This is a genomic window from Streptomyces kunmingensis (assembly GCF_039533535.1).
GTDB lineage: Bacteria > Actinomycetota > Actinomycetes > Streptomycetales > Streptomycetaceae > Streptomyces > Streptomyces kunmingensis.
Map to the genome: position 1 here is coordinate 1 of NZ_BAAATS010000032.1, position 17,721 is coordinate 17,721.

Sequence of the window (17,721 nt, forward strand, 5' to 3'; positions counted from 1 at the left end):
TGCTGACGGCTCGGATCGCTCCGCGATCCGGCCTGGGTCGAATCCGCTCCGCGGAATCGACGGAAAGCGGCAGCTATAGGGGGTCCGGGTCTGTGCCGCCTCCCCTGCTCTGGAGACTTCGTCCTGGCCGGCCCTTGCGGCTGACGCCCGGTCAGGAATGATCGGGAATGCTCGCTCTCACACCCCGAAGGTACCAGTCCCGGAGACTTCAGGACAACTCTGCGAGACTGCGTGTGTCAAAACTTCGGATGCGCTACATTCTGTAATGAGGGCGCGCTACCGGCCCACAGAAACAACGCGTCTGACAGGCCGTCAAGCTGGTACCGGGGTATGTGTCATTCTTCCGGTCCAGCTGAATTCTGAACTCAAGTACCTTCCCCGGAAGAATTCTCCGGGGGTGAGATGGAAAACAGGCTGTCAAACCCTTCATACCGCACTCGGAGAGTCAGCAGATCAACCCACGTTAGATGTACCGGCAGCGCCTGAAATTCGGAGGACAAATGACAGTCGGTGTCCGCAACAGCAATGGCGGTACCGTGCAGGGCCCGCAGGATGGCCGGGGCCGGGAGGCCACAGAACGGCCTCCCGGGCAGATGCTGCGACCGCATCAGGTGGAAGCGGTCGACGCCATCCTGCGGGCCCTTCAGGAGCCCGCTGACGGGCGTCCGCCGGAGGCGGGGCTGCGGTGCCAGTGCATCGCCGCGACCGGCTCCGGCAAAACGCTCATCGCCGCCGCGAGCGCGCGGCGGCTTCGGGCGCGGCGGGTGGTGGTGCTGGTGCCGACGCTGGATCTGCTGGTGCAGACGGCGACTGCGTGGCGGCGGGATGGGGGCCGGTCGGGGGCGATGGTGGGGGTGTGTTCCCTGCCGGCCAAGGACTCCGGAGGGCTGCCGTGCACGACGGACGAAGGTGAACTGATCGACTGGGTGCGGGACTTGGAGCAGGTGACCTTGTTCGGTACCTACGCGTCCGTGGATGTGCTGCGCAAGGCGCACGCGCTGGGCCTGGAGGCGTTCGACCTCATGATCATTGATGAGGCGCACCGGACGAGTGGTGATGGGCTGAAGCCGTGGGCGGCCGTGCACGACCAGATGAAGGTTCCGGCTGCGCGCAGGTTGTACATGACGGCGACGCCGCGGGTGTGGCAGGCCGCCCAGGACGGCAATGGCGTGGGCGGCGGGGAGGGCTCGCGGTTGGTGGCGAGCATGAGCGAGGATTCCCCCGTCTTCGGGCCTGTCGCCTACAAGCTGACGCTGTCGGAGGCGATCGGGCGGGGGCTGATCGCGCCGTATCAGGTGGTGTGTGTCGACATCCGGGATCCGGAGTACGGGCACCGGGCGCAGCTCGGGTCGGGTACGGAGCGGGTGCGGGGTGCGCGGTTGGCTGCGTTGCAGGCGGGGGTGCTGACCGCGGCGGCGCGGGAGAACCTGCGCAAGCTGCTGACGTTCCACTCGCGTGTGGCCGAGGCCGAGGCCATGGCTTCTGGGATCGGAGAGGCCGCGGTGCGGCTGTGGGAGGAGGACCCACGTACGTACCCGGATCCGCGGCGCGTGTGGTCGAGCTGGCTGCACGGTGAGCATGCGCCGGCGCACCGGCGGGCGGTGCTGGAGGAGTTCGCCTCCGACGTCATCGAGCACCAGGACCACCAGGACCAGGAGCACGAGGGCGGGGGCCGCCAGGACGAGGGCCAGGAGGGGCCGCGGGGCGGGGGCGCTGGGGTCGAATTGTTGCCTGCTGCATTGCGGGTTTTGTCTTCAGTCAAGGTTTTGGGTGAAGGCGTTGATACCGCGAATTGTGATTCCGTCGCCTTTTGTGATGTGCGCGGGTCGATGGTCGATATCGTGCAAATGGTCGGGCGGGCCCTACGCATGAAGCCAGGGCAGGGCAAAATTGCCTCTTTGGTCGTCCCGGTATTTCTCGGTCCGGATGAAGACGTGGACAATCTATTGACATCTCCTACCTACGGAGGGCTGGCGAAGATCCTTGAGGCGTTGAGGGCGCACGACACTGAGACCATTGAGGCGCTTGCCGACTCCCGTGCCAGGAGCGGCAGTTGGGACGAGGATACCCATGCGGCTGCTGACGACGATGATTTCCCGGAGGACATCGACACTGCGGAAGACGGGGAGCCGGTCGAGGCGGTAAGTGCGGGGGCGCGGGAGCTGCTGAAGTTCTCCAGCCCGCGCGATCCGGCGGAGCTCGCGCGGTTCCTGCGGCTGCGGGTCCTGGAGCCGGAAGGCGCGTACTGGCTGCGCGGCATCGAGGCCGCGGCCCGGTACGTGAAGGAGCGCGGGGACGGGCCGTTGCACGTGCCGTACGCGTTCGTGACGCCCGAGGACTGGAGCCCGGCCGTATTCCCGCTCGGGGTGTGGCTGACCCATCAGCGGCGCTCGTACAAGGCCGGGAGGCTGGACGCTGAGCGGGTCGTGGAGTTGGACGGGCTGGGGATGGTGTGGGCGCCGCGCGAGGACGCGTTCGCCGACGGCCTGGCCGCGGCGCGGGCGTGGGCGCAGGGGCATGGGCACTTCCTGCCGCCCGCGACCGCCGTGTGGAACGACTACCCGGTGGGGAAGTGGGCGAAGAACATGCGGGATGCGGCCAGGCTGGCGGACCGGATCGCCGCGCGCCGGGAGGCCGGGGAGCCGGTCGGGTCGGCGGCGGGGGCGCTCACCGAGGAACGGCGGCGGCAGTTGGACGACGTCGATCCTGGGTGGTGCCCGGCCTGGGACACCGGCTGGCAGCGCTGCCTGCGCCTGCTCCAGGCGCACCTGGCCGGCGGCGGGAGCCTGCCCACCACGGCCGGGGATGTCGTCGTTCAGGGCGAAGACCTCGGACGCTGGGTGCAGGGGCAGCGGCACGACTTCGAGCAACTGCAACCCGCACAGCAATGGCTGCTGGAGAACGCCCTCGGCATCGAGCCGACCGAAGCCGACGAGCGGCCGGTGAAGCTGACTCAGGACCACAAATGGGCGCTGAACCTTGCTGCCGCCCGCCAGTACCGGGCCCGCGAAGGACATCTCAACATCTCCCGCAAGCACATCGAGGCCCTGCCCGTGGAGCTGGCCGGGCCCGCCGCCCTCGGCCGCGAGACCACACCTGAGGGCGACGTCCTGGTCGACCTCGGCATGTGGACAGCGAACGTCCGCCGCCGCGCCGACAAGCTCACTACCGAACGACGCACCGCACTCGACCAACTCGGCATGCGCTGGTAGTTCTCTTCGTGCGCAGCGATGCTACTGAGCGGTTGAGGCTTTCCCGTGTGTTCAGAAACCGGGGTCAAGGCCCCTCCGAGCAACTGGCCGCTTCTCAGAACGGCGGTTCGTCGCTGTACGTGTTCTGTTTCTGCGGCGTTGTTGCCCACGGGTCGTCCTTGTTGGTTGTCGTTGTGGCCCAAGGGTCATCGGCTGGTGCGCTGTTGGTTGATTGCGCGGTTGTCGGCCAGGCTCCTGGCTTCTTCGTGTTGGTCGGAGAGGGAACAGCTGGTGCGGCCTTCGGGGGTGGTGCGGGGGCAGCGTCAGGGCCGGGTTCGATGTCGTCAACCGCGTTGTGCCACAGCGATTGCAGGTAGCGCACGCAGGTCTCGTCGTCATCGGGTTCGAACCGGTCCTCGGAAGGCGGCCAGCGTCGCCTGTCGGGGTCCTGGTTAGCCATCATGCACAGCGTCCGCATGCAGAGTTCGACCCTGGCCCAGTCGCTCGGGGAGGCTCCTCGCAGAAGGCGCCGCACAGTCTCCCGGCTGAGAGAAACGTCCTTGCTTTCCAGGCGGCGGGAAGCCATGGCTATCTTCTCAGCCGGAGGGCGGCCCGCCTCCCGGAAGTGATGGTGCAGCTCGACCACGAACTTGCGCAGCGGGCCGGGCGGTAGCTCTTGCTCGCTCGGCATGCGGAGCATCCTTGGCATCGTCCCAATCTGGCACAGGACGCCTCGCCTGTACTCGGGATTGCTCAACCTCTCCCGCAACACCTGCCAGCAACTCGTTCCCCCTTCGAACTCCCCCTCAGTACGCCTCTAGGGGCCCCATAAAGGTTCTGCAGGCCCCTGAGAAGCTCGCCAGACCCATGGCTGCCCCTCTACAGCTTTTTGCTCCTATCTCCTCCTTGAGCCTCAGATCGGCCCGATGAGGCCTCAGTTCTCCTCGGATGGGCCCCATTGTGCCAGCACAACCACGCGATAACTCAGTTGAACTAACTGCTGTTTTCGCTGGTCAGAGGGGTTTTCAGGGTGCTTTTGTTGTTGGTGTACACCCCTGGAGGCGGTCGTCTCACGGAGTGGACGACGGCGTGGCTGCCGCTGAAAACGGCGACGGCCCCCTGGTGGGCAGGGAGCCGTCTGCAGAAGACCGGAACAACTCGAAGGAGAGGTTCATGTCCGATACCGAGCGTACGGCCAATGAGAAGGTCCTGGAACCCCCAGAGCGTCGAAAGGGGGACCGTACATCCCCGCGCAACCGCTGGTTACGCCGCCTGCGCCGTGAAGTCGGTCTCGGCCTGGTTCGCGGGGCGGCGACCACAGTCGGCGGCGTTGTTGTGACCTACGGCTTGCTCTGGTTCCAGTCCCGTTGAGTAGTGGGGCCGGCGGCACTCTGTCGCCGGCCCCCTTCACCTCGGCTCGTCAGCACCGCGCATGGTCAGACGTACACGACCAGCGCGGCAGAGATCATCGTGCAGGTGCTGGCCGGGAACACCAGGCACGCCGTCTGCGCCGTGATTCGGGTGCGCTAGCCAGTCGCTACTGGGCATCATCGTCCGCGAGGTCAGCGAACACCGCCTCAAGCTTGCTGTCACGCTTCTGCAGAACCTGCCAGGCGCGCTGCTCGATAGCGCTTGGCGGTGGGGGCTTGCCGTCGTCCCGCATCAGGGCCACGACGAGTCTGATCATCTCGACTACCCACTCTTCAGCCAGCCCGGGACCACCTGGATGATCCTTGCGTCCACCTACGTTCGCCACCTTCACTGCTCGAAGTAGCACGAGTAGCCGGAGACGCCACTTCACGGGTGGCAGGAGCGCCACCTCCCGTTCAAGAGAGCGCACAAGCGGTGGGACTACCCGCGACCAGTGCCGGCCTCGCGATGCGAAGGAGTTCTCGATCGCAAGGAGCCCCGCCAAGATCCGGCCGCTGGCGGCATCGGTCAGCTCGCGCTGTCTTGCCGTCTTAGCATCTGCTCGTGCACCTCTGAGCGTTGTGAACGCCCCGGCCCACGATGCGGCGCCGCCGATGAAGGCGCCAATGAGAGCTGCCCATCCGCTGTCCACGTAACGAGCATCTCCGTACCGGAGCTGCCGCGCACTCTGACGTCCCTGTCCGTCGAGCCCTGCGGCGCAGGAAGTGCGGCGCTCGCCTCGAGCCGAAGGCACAATGAGCTATATGAGCAGTTCCGATCTACCGGCAGACGTCGAGGCGTTCATGGACTTCATCGGCGTCAACATCAAGGCGTCCGGCGGACTCGTCTGGAACGAGCGCGACAGGCTCAAGTCCGACATGATGCTCGTGCGGCAGCGATGGTCTCCGTCTCGCGTGTCGAAGGAAGCCCTGCGCACCAAGTGCGAGGCCGTTGGCATGTCGGATCAAGAGACCGCCAAGGTCGTCGACTGGCTTCAGAAGACCCAGAGCGGTCGACGGCTGGTACCTCAACACACCAAAGGCTTCCGCTGGCATCAGGACCCGACGCCGTAGCTTCTACCGGGTCACCGGTCTAGGCGAGACCGCGCCGATGGGCCTCGCGGCGAATCTAGACGGCGATTCGCACCGCACGCTCAGCCCGCTCCCGCTTCTCCCCTACCAGGTGCGGCGGCAACGGCTTCGGCGCACCGCCCGGTTCAAGGAAGAGGTTGAAAGGCCACCGCCGACTGTCAGGGGCGGTCGTGCGCGAAGCTGAGGGCCTCGTCCAGAGGACGGGGGTTCCCGCCTCGCGCAGCGTGCCACCAGGCATCGCCCCACGGCCCGCGTTGCTGGAGACGGGGCAGCAGTGTGCCGAGGACCGGGAAGGGCAGATCACGCTCGTGCAGGAGGGCCATCGTCTGCCGGGCGCGGTCCAGAGCGGCCGTCTCGCTGTGGGCGGTGAAGACGTACAGGAGTACCGGGTCCCCGGCAGGAGTGTGCCAGTGCTGGCGCCACCACGGGGTGGAGTGCTTGCCGGCGCGGGTGAAGTAGGCGTGGTAGCTGTTGGCCTTCTGCGCAAGTCGGGCCGGGGTGACGGTGCCGCGGTCGACCTGTACGAACGCGACGGGCAGATCGTGTTCGGGGGCGCGCAGCACGAGGTCGGCCTGCGGGCTGCCGTGGCCGGGCGCTGATTCGCTGCCGGTGATCAGCAGCGGCACCTCTGTCCTGATGCTCTCCAGCCTGCCGAGTCCCGGCGGGGCGGCCTTGAGGACGGCCTGGTCCCCCTCGCGCCGTTGGGCGGCCTGGGCGTTGTCCGGTTGTGGTTGGAGCAGGGCCTGCACCGTGGCGTTGACGGCCATCGCGTGGGCCGCGCCGTGGGCGGCGGCGCCGCGGGCGGTAGATCCCATGTCGGACAGCGGGCGGTCCAGCACTTGGGCGGCGGCCTGAAGGCCGGCGGTGGTCAGCCCCCACAGCTTGCGGCCCTCGCGCGTGGCCCCTTCCGAGACGGTCAGTTGGTGCAGGGCCAGATCCAGGGCGGCGTTGCGGTGCGGCTTGGTGCGCCGTCCCGGGTCATGGCGGTGGCGGTCGGTGAGGTGCGGGCGGGTCAGGCACTGGATCTGCTCGCCGGTCGCAATCTTCAGCACGCCCAGGACGCGCAGCACGTCCTCGCGCAGCGCGGCCGTCGACCCGTACGGCCAGCGCGCGTTCTTCCCCGCCATCGCCCACTCCCCCGCCCCGCTTGCCGACGCATGATCAACCGCCCAGTCTGGCAGCTCCTACCGACAACCCGTGGCACCCGGCCCGGCGTTCTTCACGATCAGCGACCCGACCCGCAGGGTCTGGCACCGTTCCAAAATTTTGGAACGGCGCGAGCGCGGCTGAGGACCGGCCACAACGGCCCGGCAAGACATCTGCTCCGGCGCCTGGGATGAGGCTCTGGGCAGGAGCACGTCCCCCGCTGTGCGGTGTCGTGCTGAGAGGCCGGGCGAGATGGACGACGGTGGGCCGGAGGCGGCGCGATTGCCTGCAGGGGGCAAAGGCGCCGCCTCACGGCGCGGGTCCGGCCGCGCTCACACGGCCGGACCCTCCATGGCTTTTTGCTGAGCCTGCTCCCGGCCCGAGATCCGTAGCAATCTCTGGCCAACGCTCCGGACCGGCTTCGCAGTCCTCGTACAGGCAGTGGGTTCGGGGCAGGACGGGTTGACTGTTGCCGAGACGCGCCGGATGCCGGCTCGTCGGACTGCGCGGTGGCGAGTGCGCAGTCTGCGCAGCAGACACTGGTGCGCGTTTCGGGTGGCGGTCGCGGGCTGCGCACTGCCCCGGCTGGCGGGCGGGAAGGGCGCACCAGTGGCCTGTACACGTAAGGCAGAGGGCGCACCGGTCGGCTGCCCGCCGTTGCTGCGCACCGGTCACTGCGCAGTGCGTGCATGGGCCACTGGTGCGCCTTTCTTGGGCTGCTGCACGGGCTGCGCACCGCCCCGGACGACGGGTGGAAAAGGCGTACCAGTTACTGCGCATCGCAAGTCAGAGCGCTGCGCAGTGGCCGCAAGGGGCTGCTGGCAGCTGTCGACGCGTTCTGCGCTGTCGGGGTGCGCACAGGCGACTGGTGCGCGTTTTCCCGCAGGGCTGTGCCGGTGCGCAGTCTGCGCACCACCGCCGGACTGGAGGACCGCATACGCGCACCAGTGGCCGACCTGCTGCGCACTGGTCTTACCAAGCGTGCGCAGCCGCCCTCGTGTTCGCCGGCGCATCTGGTCCGGTCTTTCGGCGCAGGCGGTCAGCTGCCCACCGACTGCAGCTCTCCCACGGTGAACGACACCGCTGTCTGCCGGGTGGTGGGGATCTGTCCCTCTTCGCCTGTGCTGGCCTGCCAGGTGACGTCCCAGTACGCGGTCGCCGTCAGGCGGTACTTCGTGCCCGGCTCCTGGGTGGAGGGCTGCTGGTAGATGTGGCCGCAGTCGGGGGACTCGATGCCGTTGCGGGTGTTCTTGAACGGTGTGCCGGGGCCCTTGCAGGTCACTGTCTCACCGTCGCCCATGTGCCACACGATCTTCGAGACTGCGGCTTTGGCCGTGACCGCGACACCGCCCGCCGACGCGGTCGCCGTATTCGGCCCGAACGTGGTCGCGGACGGTGTGACCCACATCCACAGCGGAACCCCGACCGTGTACTTGGCGCCTGCGCGGGGACTGGCCACCTTCGGGCCGAGCAGCTCCATCTTGTCGACGGCCCTCGCGGCAACGACGGCCGGGTCGACCGCCGGGACAGCATCGCCCTCGGGGACGCCGACGTGAGTGACCGCGTTCCCGCAGACCCGCTCGTAGGCCACCATGCCCTCCCCCTGGTAGCCGATGGTGTCCGGCGGCGGGGGCGGCTCCACCTTCTTCAGCTTGCACTTGGAGGGCTTGCCGCCCTGCTTGCCCTTGGCGGAGGAGTGGCGCGGTCCGCTGGTGCCGGGCTGCCCTTCCGTGCGTGCGTCACCGCTGGCATCGCAGGAGACGAACCTGTCGATCTGACCGCACTGCCCGCCCATCGGCGGGCTGGCCGACGCCGTGCCGGTGGAACCGAGCACCACTGACGCCAGGGTTCCGATCAGCAGGAAGTGCCGGACACTTTGACGTCGACGATCTTCCATGACTCCCCCCGCTTCTCCGCCTGAACCTTGGTGACGTACCGCTCGACTCGCGCGGAGGGCATCGGGTAGGGCTTGCCGGTCTTCTTGTACAGGCGCTGCCAGGGGCCGGTGTCGAGGCAGTCGGGGGTCCCTTGCTCGCTGTTCCGGAGCAGGCGGTCAGCCCCGCCAGCGCGAGAGCGGCGGCCGCCACCGCGCCGACGATGCGGCCGACGTGTCGCTTGTGGGTAATGGTCTCTCCCCGTAAGGGCCGGGGCGCTCCACCGGACTCCCTCAGCGCTCGGTCGGTGCGCCTGGAGCGGGGTCTGCCCCTGCGAACTGCGGTGATCCTTTTGCGTGACGGTCGATAGCCTAGGGGTCACCAGCCCTACCAGTGACCGCTTTTCGATCAGCAGAGGCTCGTCCGGGAATCGCTGATCAGTGAGTCATCGGCCCTGGTGCTGTGGCGTCTGCCGCCCGTACATAGAGGGACGGCCACTCCGCCCCGGCCGGCCGCCGGGCCGGCCCGCACCGTGCGGGCCCTGACAGAACAGCGAGCACCTGGTGCAGAGCCTTGAAGAACGCATCGCCCATGTCTGGCACCAAGAGGTCCGGCCGCTGGTCGACGACGCTTTGCGCTGCCACAGCACCGGCACCCCCCGGGCCGCCATCGTGGCGACCTGGACGGCCGTCTGCGCCGACATCATCTACAAGATCTACCAGCTCGCCGAGGATGGCGACGGCAAGGCCGGCGGGATCGTCACGAAGCTCGACCAGGCGCGGGGAAAGCTCGACAGCGCAGCAATCAAGATCGTGGAGGACGTGGAGAAGAACCTGCTGGACGACGCGCGCGATCTGGAGCTGATCGACGGGATCGAGCACCGGCAGCTGTCGCGTCTGAAGGAGGACCGCAACCTCTGCGCACACCCATCCCTTCGTTCGCTCGGTGATGTTTTCACCCCGACCGGCGACTACGCGCGGGCCCATCTCGTGGCCGCGCTGGACGCTCTCCTCGTGCATCCGCCCACTCAGGGGCGTAAAGCGTTCGACCGGTACATCGCCCACGTAGACGACTCCTCCTTCGTCGGTCACGCCGACTACGTGGTGCAGACGTTCGCCCGGCGGGTGAAGGCCAGCGCCTGGAAGCAGATCGTCGGCACCGCCGCCAAGCACGCCATGCTGGAACTGCCGGTGCCCGAAACCAGCCGCATCCCCGCGAGCGTGGCCGCGGACCGCCACGCTTCGTGCCTGATCGCCTTCGCCCAGCACGACCGCAACGCTGCGCGGGAGGCCGTCGCCAAAGCCATGGGCAAGTTCAACGAACTGCACATAGACCAGCAGCTGAGGGGGCTCGCACGTCTGGGCAACTGCGACGTCTTCACCGACGCACTCGACGAGACGGTGTGCCAGCGGATCGACGCCTATGTCGGCCAGGTTCAGTACCCATCCGACAGCAGCGAAGCCCAACAGGTGATCAATGTGATCGCGTTGGCCGGGAGCGACACCGTCCGAGCCTGTATCCCCGCCCTAGCGACCAAGTTCGCCGCGTTGAGGCCGGATCAGCAGGCTCGTGTCATTGCGGCGAATCCCTCCGCCTACTTCACCGACATCGTGGCGCAGATCCTGGCTGCTGCCGACGGTTACCGCCAAGGAGAACGCTTCGGTGCGAGCGTGGTGATCCCGCTCGCCGGCCTCATCCAGCCGGAACAGCTGGGGGACATCCTGGAGGCCTGGGCCGGGAATGTGGACTGCCGGGCCGCCACGAGGATGCCCGCGCTCGCGGCGCTCTTCTGGACAAAGTCCCCCCAGCTTCACAGCCATCCGGCATGGGCTGAGTTCGTCAGACAGGTCCGGGAACGCGAGGAAGAGGACTGGTACCAGTACGAAGAGCTGGCCGCCCTCATCGGTTACACGGAAACCGCCGCTGCTTCGTAACGGACGGATGGACCGGGTTCTCGTCGGGCCCGGGAATCGACCGCGCGATATGCGGCACGGCGGCGGTCAGGGAGAGCAGGTGCGCTTGTACAGGCCGAACGACGAGACGAACCGGCGGGCCAGATATTGGTGACGAAGTGGGATTAGACCCGGAGCAAGCCGAGGTCGGCATTACAGACCTCACCTCCTCGTCTGCACGCCAGACTGTGCTGCTCACCTATCCACGGAGGCTTAATGATTCCGGCGACCGTGCCTACCGAAGCCGTCTTCGACCGCGGCAACCACATCACAACGTGTCCTGTGCACGCTTGGGATGATGACGGCTGCGCTCTGGTTCTGTGGCAAGGGCAGTTGCGGCGTGCGGAGAACCTGAGCGGATTCAAGGAAGTACGCGAGCGTCGTCAGATCGTCGGTGTCGTCCCAGGTGGTGGGTGGATGACGGAGTGGCGGAACCCGGGCGAGGAGTCGTTCGCCGATCCCGTGGTGGCGTGGGCCGTGTACGACGACGGCCAGGCCGTCCCTATCGACACCGACTCAACGGGTGAGGCACTCCCGCTGGAGCCGAGCAGTAAGAATCGCCGGACCTATCACCCGGGCCAGGTCTCAGAGGGTTCCCTGTTGAAAGCCCCGGGTTCGGCAGGGGACCGGTAGAACCAGGCGAGCCGGCCCGAGAGCGGTGCGCATCCGGGGCGTCCCGCGCGCGGACGGCCGCTGTTCCGTCTGTGGCTGCGCCGGTGCGCCAGTAGGTCACTAGCTATACCGGCGGGAGAGCAGCCAGCCGACTACCCCCAGCCCCGCCAGGATGAGGGGCCCGTAGAAGGGAGCGATTGCCCATGAGCGCAGGTCGCGTCGATCGGGCCAGTAGTTTTGCCGTGTGCCTGCTGGTGACGCGAGCGTCGGGTTCAGGGAGAACGCCGGGATGGGGCGACCCGCTGCTACATCGTCGTAGAGCTTGCGGAAGGCCCTTTCTTGTTTGAGGTAGTTGGCATCGAGGACGCCGAAGACGAGTATCGCGAGGCAACCTAGGAGCGCCACGAGTAGCGACTTTTTGGTGATCGCATATCCGTAGGTCAGGGTCACGATCGGCAGGAGCCACGACTTTGAGGACGACGATGCCTGCGACATGCGTGTGATCACGGCTTGGATGAAGGACAGATGCTGTCGGCGATCCTCGGGCGCCACGGCTCCGGCCTCGCTGAAGAGCACGCTTTGGATAGCAGCCAGGGTCTGGTTTTGCGCTTGGTCGTCCTCGGCTGCCCCGGCTGGCCAGCTGAGCGTCATGCGGTCCCCGGTCCAACGAGGCACCAAGTGGAAGTGCACGTGCGGCACAGTTTGTGTAGCAGCCTCGCCAGTCGACTGGATGACGTTCAGCCCGTCGGGTGAGAGGGCTGAGCGGATCGCACGCGCCGACCGTAGGACCGCTTCTCCCACATCCTGTGCCTCACGAGCGGTCAGGTCCGTCAGGTCCGCGACGTGACGGTTCGGCACCACCAAGGTGTGACCGCGGGTGGCCGGCTCCAGTGGAAAGAATGCCGTGACCTCGGGGCTGCGGTACACCAACCTCGTGTGAGCGTCATCCCCCGCGACGATCACACAGAAAGGGCACGGGGCGGGGGCTACCACGGGCGCTTCGTCGCTCCCTGGCTCGACCAAGCCTCCAGGTTGGCACGCAGTTTGTTGTACGTCGCTTGACTGTCGATCTTTCCCGACCAGTCCGTGACCGTGGGGTCGAAGATCGGCGCCGAGCCTGCAGCGTCTGTCCTCGCGAAGGGATCGGGGCCAGCGCTATCAACGCCCCCCATGGACGAGAGCCCGTGGATACGGACCCCCAGCAGCGGCTTCTTGGCTGCCCACGCCTTCTCGATCTCGTAGGTGACCCACGGCCGAGACGCCGTCTCCTTGCCGATCAAGACGATGACAGCCTTCTTGTATGTCATCTGGTCATGGATCCACTTCTCGATAGCCTTGTCGCCACTTTGGCGCACCTGCTCCCATTCCTGTGCGTTCAGCAGCGGCTGTGCTTCGAGCGCGTTGATGTTGCGCACCAGTTGCACTCGGTGGACGTCTCGTTGGTAGTGGAAGCTGTAGAAGATGGTCTTGGCCATGTTGTTGCCGTTCTGAGCGTGCCAACGCGGATGGCCGTGACTCTAACTGCGGTCTCTGACAATTGGGGAAGATTTCAACATCTCAGCGTAGGGCAGACTCGAGCCCCAATCGGTGACGATGTTCGTGGCGCGTGACTACCTGTAGGCGTGAAGCGCTACTTGGAACCTGTTGGGTGTGGTGACCGCACTGCTGCGCATGGCGGCCCGGATAGGGCAGCCGCGACACACTGAACGTCCCGTTCGTCGGCCGGGCCTGGTTGTGGAGGTCGGCGTCGATGTCGCCCGCGATGCCTCTGGCCACTGGCGCCGCCCCGCCCGCTGGCACCGCACCCGGCTCGATCTCACAAGGGCCCCGACCTTCCTCACGGAGGTTGGTCATCCGGGCTGGCGGGACGCTGTCTGCTCCCTTAGCCGCCGGTCAACACGCGGGACTGCTGCATGATCGGGTGACAGTGGGGTTTATGCAGCCAGGGCTGCGTGTGGGGTCATGATGGTCTCGTACTCGACGGGGGTCAATCGGCCCAGGCGCTTCTGACGCCGACGTCGGTGGTAGGTCCGCTCGATCCAGGTGACAATCGCGATCCGCAACTCTTGCCGGATGGCCCAGACTTGGCGGTCGAGGACGTTCTTCTGCAGCAGGGCGAAGAAGCTCTCCATCGCGGCGTTGTCGCCGGCGGCCCCGACCCGGCCCATGGAGCCGACCAGGCCGTGCCGGGTGAGGACGGCGGCGACCTTACGGGAGCGGAATTGGACGGATTCAATCGGTCGTCGCAACACTGGCTGGTGGGAGCGATCGTAGCTGCTTGGTGAACACTTCAGCCGGGGTTTGCCACCCGAGGGTTTTCCGGGGCCGGTTGTTGAAGACCGCCGCGACAGCCTGGAGTTCGTCGCTGTTCCAGCGGGACAAGTCGGTGCCCTTGGGAAAGTACTGACGCAGCAGGCCGTTGGTGTTCTCGTTGGTCCCGCGTTGCCAGGGGCTGTGAGGGTCGGCGAAGTAGACAGGGATGCCGGTCTCGACCGTGAAGAGGGCGTGCGCGGACAGCTCCTTGCCACGGTCCCAGGTGAGAGACCGCAGGAGCTGCTCAGGCAGCGTGGTCATCGTCCTGGCCAGGGCGTCCTTCATCGTAACGGCGCCGTATCCGGCCAGAGCAGGGCCGTTCTTGGTGCGCGGGATCACGCCGTAACCCTCCTCGCGCGGCAGGTGGACCAGCATGGTGAACCTGGTGGTGCGCTCGACGAGGGTTCCGATCGCCGAGCGTTTCAGCCCGATGATGAGGTCGCCCTCCCAATGCCCGGGAACAGCGCGGTCCTCGGCCTCCGCGGGACGCTCGCTGAGGAGGACTTTGTCGGTGACGTGGGCCCACGCCTTCTGCCGGCTGCGTGCCCGGGGAACCCGCAGCGCCCGTCCGGTGCGCAGGCAGGCCACCAGCTCGCGTTTCAGCGCACCACGTCCCTCGACGTAGAGCGCCTGGTAGATCGCCTCGTGGCTGATGCGCATGTCCTCGTCGTCGGGGAACTCGACCGGCAGGCGTCGCGCGATCTGCTCCGGGCTCCATGCTGTCACCCAGCCTCTGTCCCCGCGGTGCGGTTTGTTGCGCCCCTTCCAGGCCGGGCCCTCGGGGCCGACACGGTTGCCTCCGGCGTCGGTGACGTCCCCCGACAGACGGGCCTGGACATAGGCTCGCAGCCTCGGATTGTCCACGAGCTTGGCTGTCTTCGGGCGCCGGGCCCGGCGTTCAGCGTGCCACTGCGCGGTCGAGGCCCGGTAGTCCAGCGTGTAGGTCCGGGTGGAGGCATTGCGCCGCACTTCACGAGAGACCGTCGACGGCGCCCGTCCGAGCCTGCGGGCGATCTCGCGGACTCCGACGCCCTGGGCCTGCCAGACAGCGATGTCCTCCCGTTCTGGAAACGACAGATAACGCCCGGACACCTCATCAGCAAGACACGGATTCACGCCGCCAGCGTGCCGGAACCAGCGGAACCCCACCGGCCCGGACACCCCGGCAGCACAGCACGCAACCTCGGTCTTGGCACCCCGAGCGATCGCCGTCCTGAACCTGACCCTGTCCTCACGCCAGGCCACCGACGGCCTGCCCGGCGACGGCATCAACCCCCGATACGCACGGACCTGCTTGTGCCGCTCCACAGCACCCATCGCCCCACCTCCCGATCAAGGTGTTGCGACGATCAGTTGAATCCGTCCTGGACGCCGTGATCGGTGTGCATGACGGCGCCGGCGAGGCTGCCGCGGCACCGCTCGGCGGCGGCCAGGGCGTCGACGACGAGGTCGGAGCGCATGTGGTCGGCGATCGTCCAGCCAGCCAGGCGCCGGGAGGAGAGGTCGATGACCGTGGCCAGATACAGGAACTTCCCGCCGGCCAGCGGGAGATAGGTGATGTCACCGACGTACTTCGTGTTCACGGCCGCGGCAGTGAAGTCGCGGCCGATGAGGTCGGCGGCCTTCGCGGCGGCCGGATCCGAAATGGTGGTGCGGTGCTTCCTGCGCAGTCGCAGGCCGGCCAGCCCGACCTGGCGCATGATCCGGGCGACCCTCTTGTGGTTGACCACCTCGCCGGCATCACGCAGTTCGGCGGTGATCCTGGGGACGCCGTAGGTGCCGTCCGAGTCACGGTGAACCGCACGTATCCGGGCGGCGAGCTTGGCGTCGTCCGTCTGCCGGGCCGCCCTCGCGCCTGCGGTACGGCGCCAGTAGTAGAAACTCGAGCGGGCAACGTTGAGGATGGTGCACAGCCGCTTCACGCCGAAGCGGCGCTGGTGGTCGGCGACGCACTGGAAGCGGTTCACCAGCGAGTCTCCCCGGCGAAATACTTCGCCGCCTTGCGCAGAATCTCGCGTTCCTCTTCCAGCTCGCGGACCTTCTTGCGCAGGGCCGCATTCTCCGCCTCCAGCGCAGTGGGCGACTCGGCGGGGATCTCCGCCCGGCGGCCCCGCGGCCGGCTTGCCCCGGCAGCCCGTACCCAGTTCCGCAGCGTTTCCGGGTTGACACCCAGATCAGCGGCGACCTGCCTGATCGTCGCTCCGGGCCGCGACTGGTACAGCGCGACCGCGTCCGCCTTGAACTCGGCGGGGTAGTGCTTCATGACCACGAGATGTCCGTTCTCAGATCCTCAAGATCCAGTGTCTCGTGTGTCCAAGATCAGGGGCCAAGGCCCCAAGGGCTGCGCACCCACAGCATGTACGAAGGCGGTCCTGTTCTCACCAGCGCATGCCGAGTTGATCGAGGGCGATGCGTCGCTCTGCGGTGAGCTTGTCGGCGCGGCGGCGTACGTTCGCGGTCCACATGCCGAGGTCGACCAGGACCGTGTCCTCGGGGGTGATGTCGCGTCCGGTGGCGGCGGGTCCAGCGAGGTCGACGGGGAGGGCTTCGACGGGTTTACGGGGGACGTTGAGATGTTCTTCGCGGGCGTGGAACTGGCGGGGGCGGCGAGGTTGAGGGCGCACATGTGGTCTTGCGTCCGTTTCACCGGCTGCTCGGGCAGCGAATCCGCCTCGAGCCCCAACGCGTTCTCCAGCAGCCACTGCTGCGCAGCAGCCAGCTGGTCGAAGTCGTGCCGCTGCGCGGTCACCCAGCGTCCGAGGTCTTCGCCCGGACGACGACATCTCCGGCCGCCACCGGCAGACGGCCGCCGCCCGTGAGCCGTCCCGCTGCCGCCGCAATCCGCCGCAGGGAGGCAACCGGCTGCCACGGATCTGCGAGACGGGGCAGGTCAGTGCACGCGCTCAGACTTCCGGCTCCCGTGGCGCGACGCGAGCGAAGAACTCCTCTGCGGCCTCGGAGGCGAGTCCCCCGTTCGTGATCGCGGACCGCCGCAGGGCTTCGCCTACCAACGCAGCGGGGACGTCGAGCTGCATGTGCGCTTCGCCCATGATCTCTCCGACGTGCCACTGGGCCGTCGACGCTTTTCCGCTCCTTGGAGCGGAAACGAAGCGGAACCATACGACGGATCTTCGACTCCTGCTGACCCACTTGTCGGCGCGGGTCACGTCCCCTCGAAGACCTGCCATTCGTCGTGAAGTTCGGCCAGGACCGCGGCGGCGAGCCGGTCCAGTGCGGCGGGGTTGGGGAAAACCTGGACGACGTCGGCCCTGCGTTTGATCTCCCGGTTGAGCCGCCCCAGCGGGTTGGTCGATCAGATCTTCTTCCAGTGGACCGCGGGGAAGTCCGCGAACGCCGTGATGTCCGGAGCTGCGTCCAACAGCATCTTCTTGCCCTGCGCGAACTGCCGTCCGAGCATGTCGGCGACCACGTTCAGCTGAATGCGGACGCGCGGCGGTGGGCTGCGCGAAGATGGTGCGGATGGTGGCTGTGCCCCTCTTCCCAGAACACTTCTCGATCACCGAGAAGACGTCACGCACGAAGTGGATACGGCAGCGTCGCCAGGCCGCACCGAGGAAAACGGAGCGGATCTCGGCCACCAGCCCACTGTGACCGTCGGAGATCAGCAACTGGACGTTGTCCAGGCCGCGGGCACGCAGCGAGCGCAGGAGCGCCGTCCAGCACGGTTGCGAGTCGCTGTCGCCGACCATCAGGCCGAGGATCTCGCGATAACCGGTGGTGGAGATTCCGGTCGCGATGACCACGGCCTGCGAGGCGACCCGGTGGTTGACCCTGGCCTTGCAGTAGGCGGCGTCCAGAAAAACGTAGGAGAAGACGGTGTGATTTAACGGCCGTTCCTTGAACGCGGTCAGTTCCGCAACCAGCTCGCCGCATTCCTAAAAATCTAAGGACTACCGGTAGTGGCGCAGAGCATCACAGCGGGCAGTGGCGGTGAACAGCGGATCCCGTGCTGGTCGGGGGCGGTCGAAAGCACGTGCCAGGCGAGGGAATGCTGTGCTTCCTCGGCGATGTCGAACGCGGCGAAATCCGATGCGCAGTACCTGACTCCGGTGAACGAGAGCCCCCTGCGGGAGTGGTACAGGGAGCGCGATGTGCTGCCCCGGCGGCGACA

13 protein-coding genes and 3 pseudogenes are annotated in these 17,721 nt (G+C 67.2%); 4 read left to right on the forward strand and 12 right to left on the reverse strand.

Annotation, left to right across the window (positions count from 1 at the left end; genetic code table 11):
• Positions 1-500 precede the first annotated feature (500 nt).
• The gene (locus tag ABD366_RS35815; protein ID WP_324766549.1) at positions 501-3,212 is read left to right on the forward strand and encodes a DEAD/DEAH box helicase; all 2,712 of its coding nucleotides are present in this window, start codon (positions 501-503) and stop codon (positions 3,210-3,212) included.
• Positions 3,213-3,306: 94 nt separating this feature from the next.
• Here ABD366_RS35815 and ABD366_RS35820 read toward each other — a convergent pair whose 3' ends face one another.
• Positions 3,307-3,882, reverse strand: coding sequence for a single stranded DNA-binding domain-containing protein (locus ABD366_RS35820; protein ID WP_324766548.1), 576 nt, complete (start codon positions 3,880-3,882; stop codon positions 3,307-3,309).
• Positions 3,883-4,364: 482 nt separating this feature from the next.
• Here ABD366_RS35820 and ABD366_RS35825 point away from each other — a divergent pair, with 482 nt between their 5' ends.
• Positions 4,365-4,562 (forward strand): hypothetical protein, encoded by a 198-nt coding sequence (locus tag ABD366_RS35825; RefSeq protein ID WP_324766547.1) that lies wholly within the window; start codon positions 4,365-4,367, stop codon positions 4,560-4,562.
• Positions 4,563-4,728: 166 nt separating this feature from the next.
• Here ABD366_RS35825 and ABD366_RS35830 read toward each other — a convergent pair whose 3' ends face one another.
• On the reverse strand, positions 4,729-5,253 hold the full coding sequence (locus ABD366_RS35830) for a hypothetical protein (protein ID WP_324766546.1): 525 nt from the start codon (positions 5,251-5,253) through the stop codon (positions 4,729-4,731).
• A 112-nt stretch (positions 5,254-5,365) separates the two neighbouring features.
• Between ABD366_RS35830 and ABD366_RS35835 the strand changes: the two genes are divergently transcribed.
• Positions 5,366-5,674, forward strand: a complete 309-nt coding sequence (locus ABD366_RS35835) for a hypothetical protein (RefSeq protein ID WP_324766545.1) — start codon at positions 5,366-5,368, stop codon at positions 5,672-5,674.
• A gap of 176 nt (positions 5,675-5,850) precedes the next feature.
• On the opposite strand, the gene ABD366_RS35840 is transcribed toward ABD366_RS35835, so the two are convergent.
• Together ABD366_RS35840 and ABD366_RS35845 are read right to left on the reverse strand one after the other, a co-directional pair.
• Positions 5,851-6,819 (reverse strand): replication-relaxation family protein, encoded by a 969-nt coding sequence (locus ABD366_RS35840; RefSeq protein WP_324766544.1) that lies wholly within the window; start codon positions 6,817-6,819, stop codon positions 5,851-5,853.
• Between the two features lie 1,058 nt (positions 6,820-7,877).
• A complete protein-coding gene (locus tag ABD366_RS35845; protein ID WP_324766543.1) occupies positions 7,878-8,675 on the reverse strand; it encodes an ATP/GTP-binding protein in 798 nt (265 codons plus the stop codon).
• Positions 8,676-9,275: 600 nt separating this feature from the next.
• Between ABD366_RS35845 and ABD366_RS35850 the strand changes: the two genes are divergently transcribed.
• Positions 9,276-10,646, forward strand: coding sequence for a hypothetical protein (locus tag ABD366_RS35850; RefSeq protein ID WP_324766542.1), 1,371 nt, complete (start codon positions 9,276-9,278; stop codon positions 10,644-10,646).
• Between the two features lie 750 nt (positions 10,647-11,396).
• Here the strand turns inward: ABD366_RS35850 and ABD366_RS35855 are convergent.
• From ABD366_RS35855 to ABD366_RS35890, 8 genes and pseudogenes are all read right to left on the reverse strand, one after another.
• Positions 11,397-12,239, reverse strand: coding sequence for an HIT family protein (locus ABD366_RS35855; RefSeq protein ID WP_324766541.1), 843 nt, complete (start codon positions 12,237-12,239; stop codon positions 11,397-11,399).
• 23 nt (positions 12,240-12,262) lie between these two features.
• On the reverse strand, positions 12,263-12,751 hold the full coding sequence (locus tag ABD366_RS35860) for a TIR domain-containing protein (protein ID WP_324766540.1): 489 nt from the start codon (positions 12,749-12,751) through the stop codon (positions 12,263-12,265).
• Positions 12,752-13,210: 459 nt separating this feature from the next.
• Positions 13,211-13,501: pseudogene (locus ABD366_RS35865) on the reverse strand (integrase core domain-containing protein); the annotation flags it as partial.
• Positions 13,502-13,508: 7 nt separating this feature from the next.
• Entirely contained in the window at positions 13,509-14,906 is a 1,398-nt protein-coding gene (locus ABD366_RS35870; RefSeq protein ID WP_324766539.1) for an IS30 family transposase, read from the reverse strand.
• Positions 14,907-14,953: 47 nt separating this feature from the next.
• Positions 14,954-15,858, reverse strand: a pseudogene (locus ABD366_RS35875) (IS3 family transposase); the annotation flags it as partial.
• Between the two features lie 109 nt (positions 15,859-15,967).
• Positions 15,968-16,213, reverse strand: coding sequence for a helicase associated domain-containing protein (locus ABD366_RS35880; RefSeq protein ID WP_324766538.1), 246 nt, complete (start codon positions 16,211-16,213; stop codon positions 15,968-15,970).
• 279 nt (positions 16,214-16,492) lie between these two features.
• On the reverse strand, positions 16,493-16,639 hold the full coding sequence (locus tag ABD366_RS35885) for a hypothetical protein (protein WP_324766537.1): 147 nt from the start codon (positions 16,637-16,639) through the stop codon (positions 16,493-16,495).
• 122 nt (positions 16,640-16,761) lie between these two features.
• Positions 16,762-17,482, reverse strand: a pseudogene (locus ABD366_RS35890) (IS256 family transposase); the annotation flags it as partial.
• Positions 17,483-17,721 lie beyond the last annotated feature (239 nt).

Coding starts and splice junctions, on each gene's coding strand:
- ABD366_RS35840 (WP_324766544.1), bottom strand. CDS start 6,819: ATGGCGGGGAAGAACGCGCGCTGGCCGTACGGGTCGACGGCCGCGCTG.
- ABD366_RS35820 (WP_324766548.1), bottom strand. CDS start 3,882: ATGCCGAGCGAGCAAGAGCTACCGCCCGGCCCGCTGCGCAAGTTCGTG.
- ABD366_RS35835 (WP_324766545.1), top strand. CDS start 5,366: ATGAGCAGTTCCGATCTACCGGCAGACGTCGAGGCGTTCATGGACTTC.
- ABD366_RS35860 (WP_324766540.1), bottom strand. CDS start 12,751: ATGGCCAAGACCATCTTCTACAGCTTCCACTACCAACGAGACGTCCAC.
- ABD366_RS35815 (WP_324766549.1), top strand. CDS start 501: ATGACAGTCGGTGTCCGCAACAGCAATGGCGGTACCGTGCAGGGCCCG.
- ABD366_RS35870 (WP_324766539.1), bottom strand. CDS start 14,906: ATGGGTGCTGTGGAGCGGCACAAGCAGGTCCGTGCGTATCGGGGGTTG.
- ABD366_RS35825 (WP_324766547.1), top strand. CDS start 4,365: ATGTCCGATACCGAGCGTACGGCCAATGAGAAGGTCCTGGAACCCCCA.
- ABD366_RS35885 (WP_324766537.1), bottom strand. CDS start 16,639: ATGGGCGAAGCGCACATGCAGCTCGACGTCCCCGCTGCGTTGGTAGGC.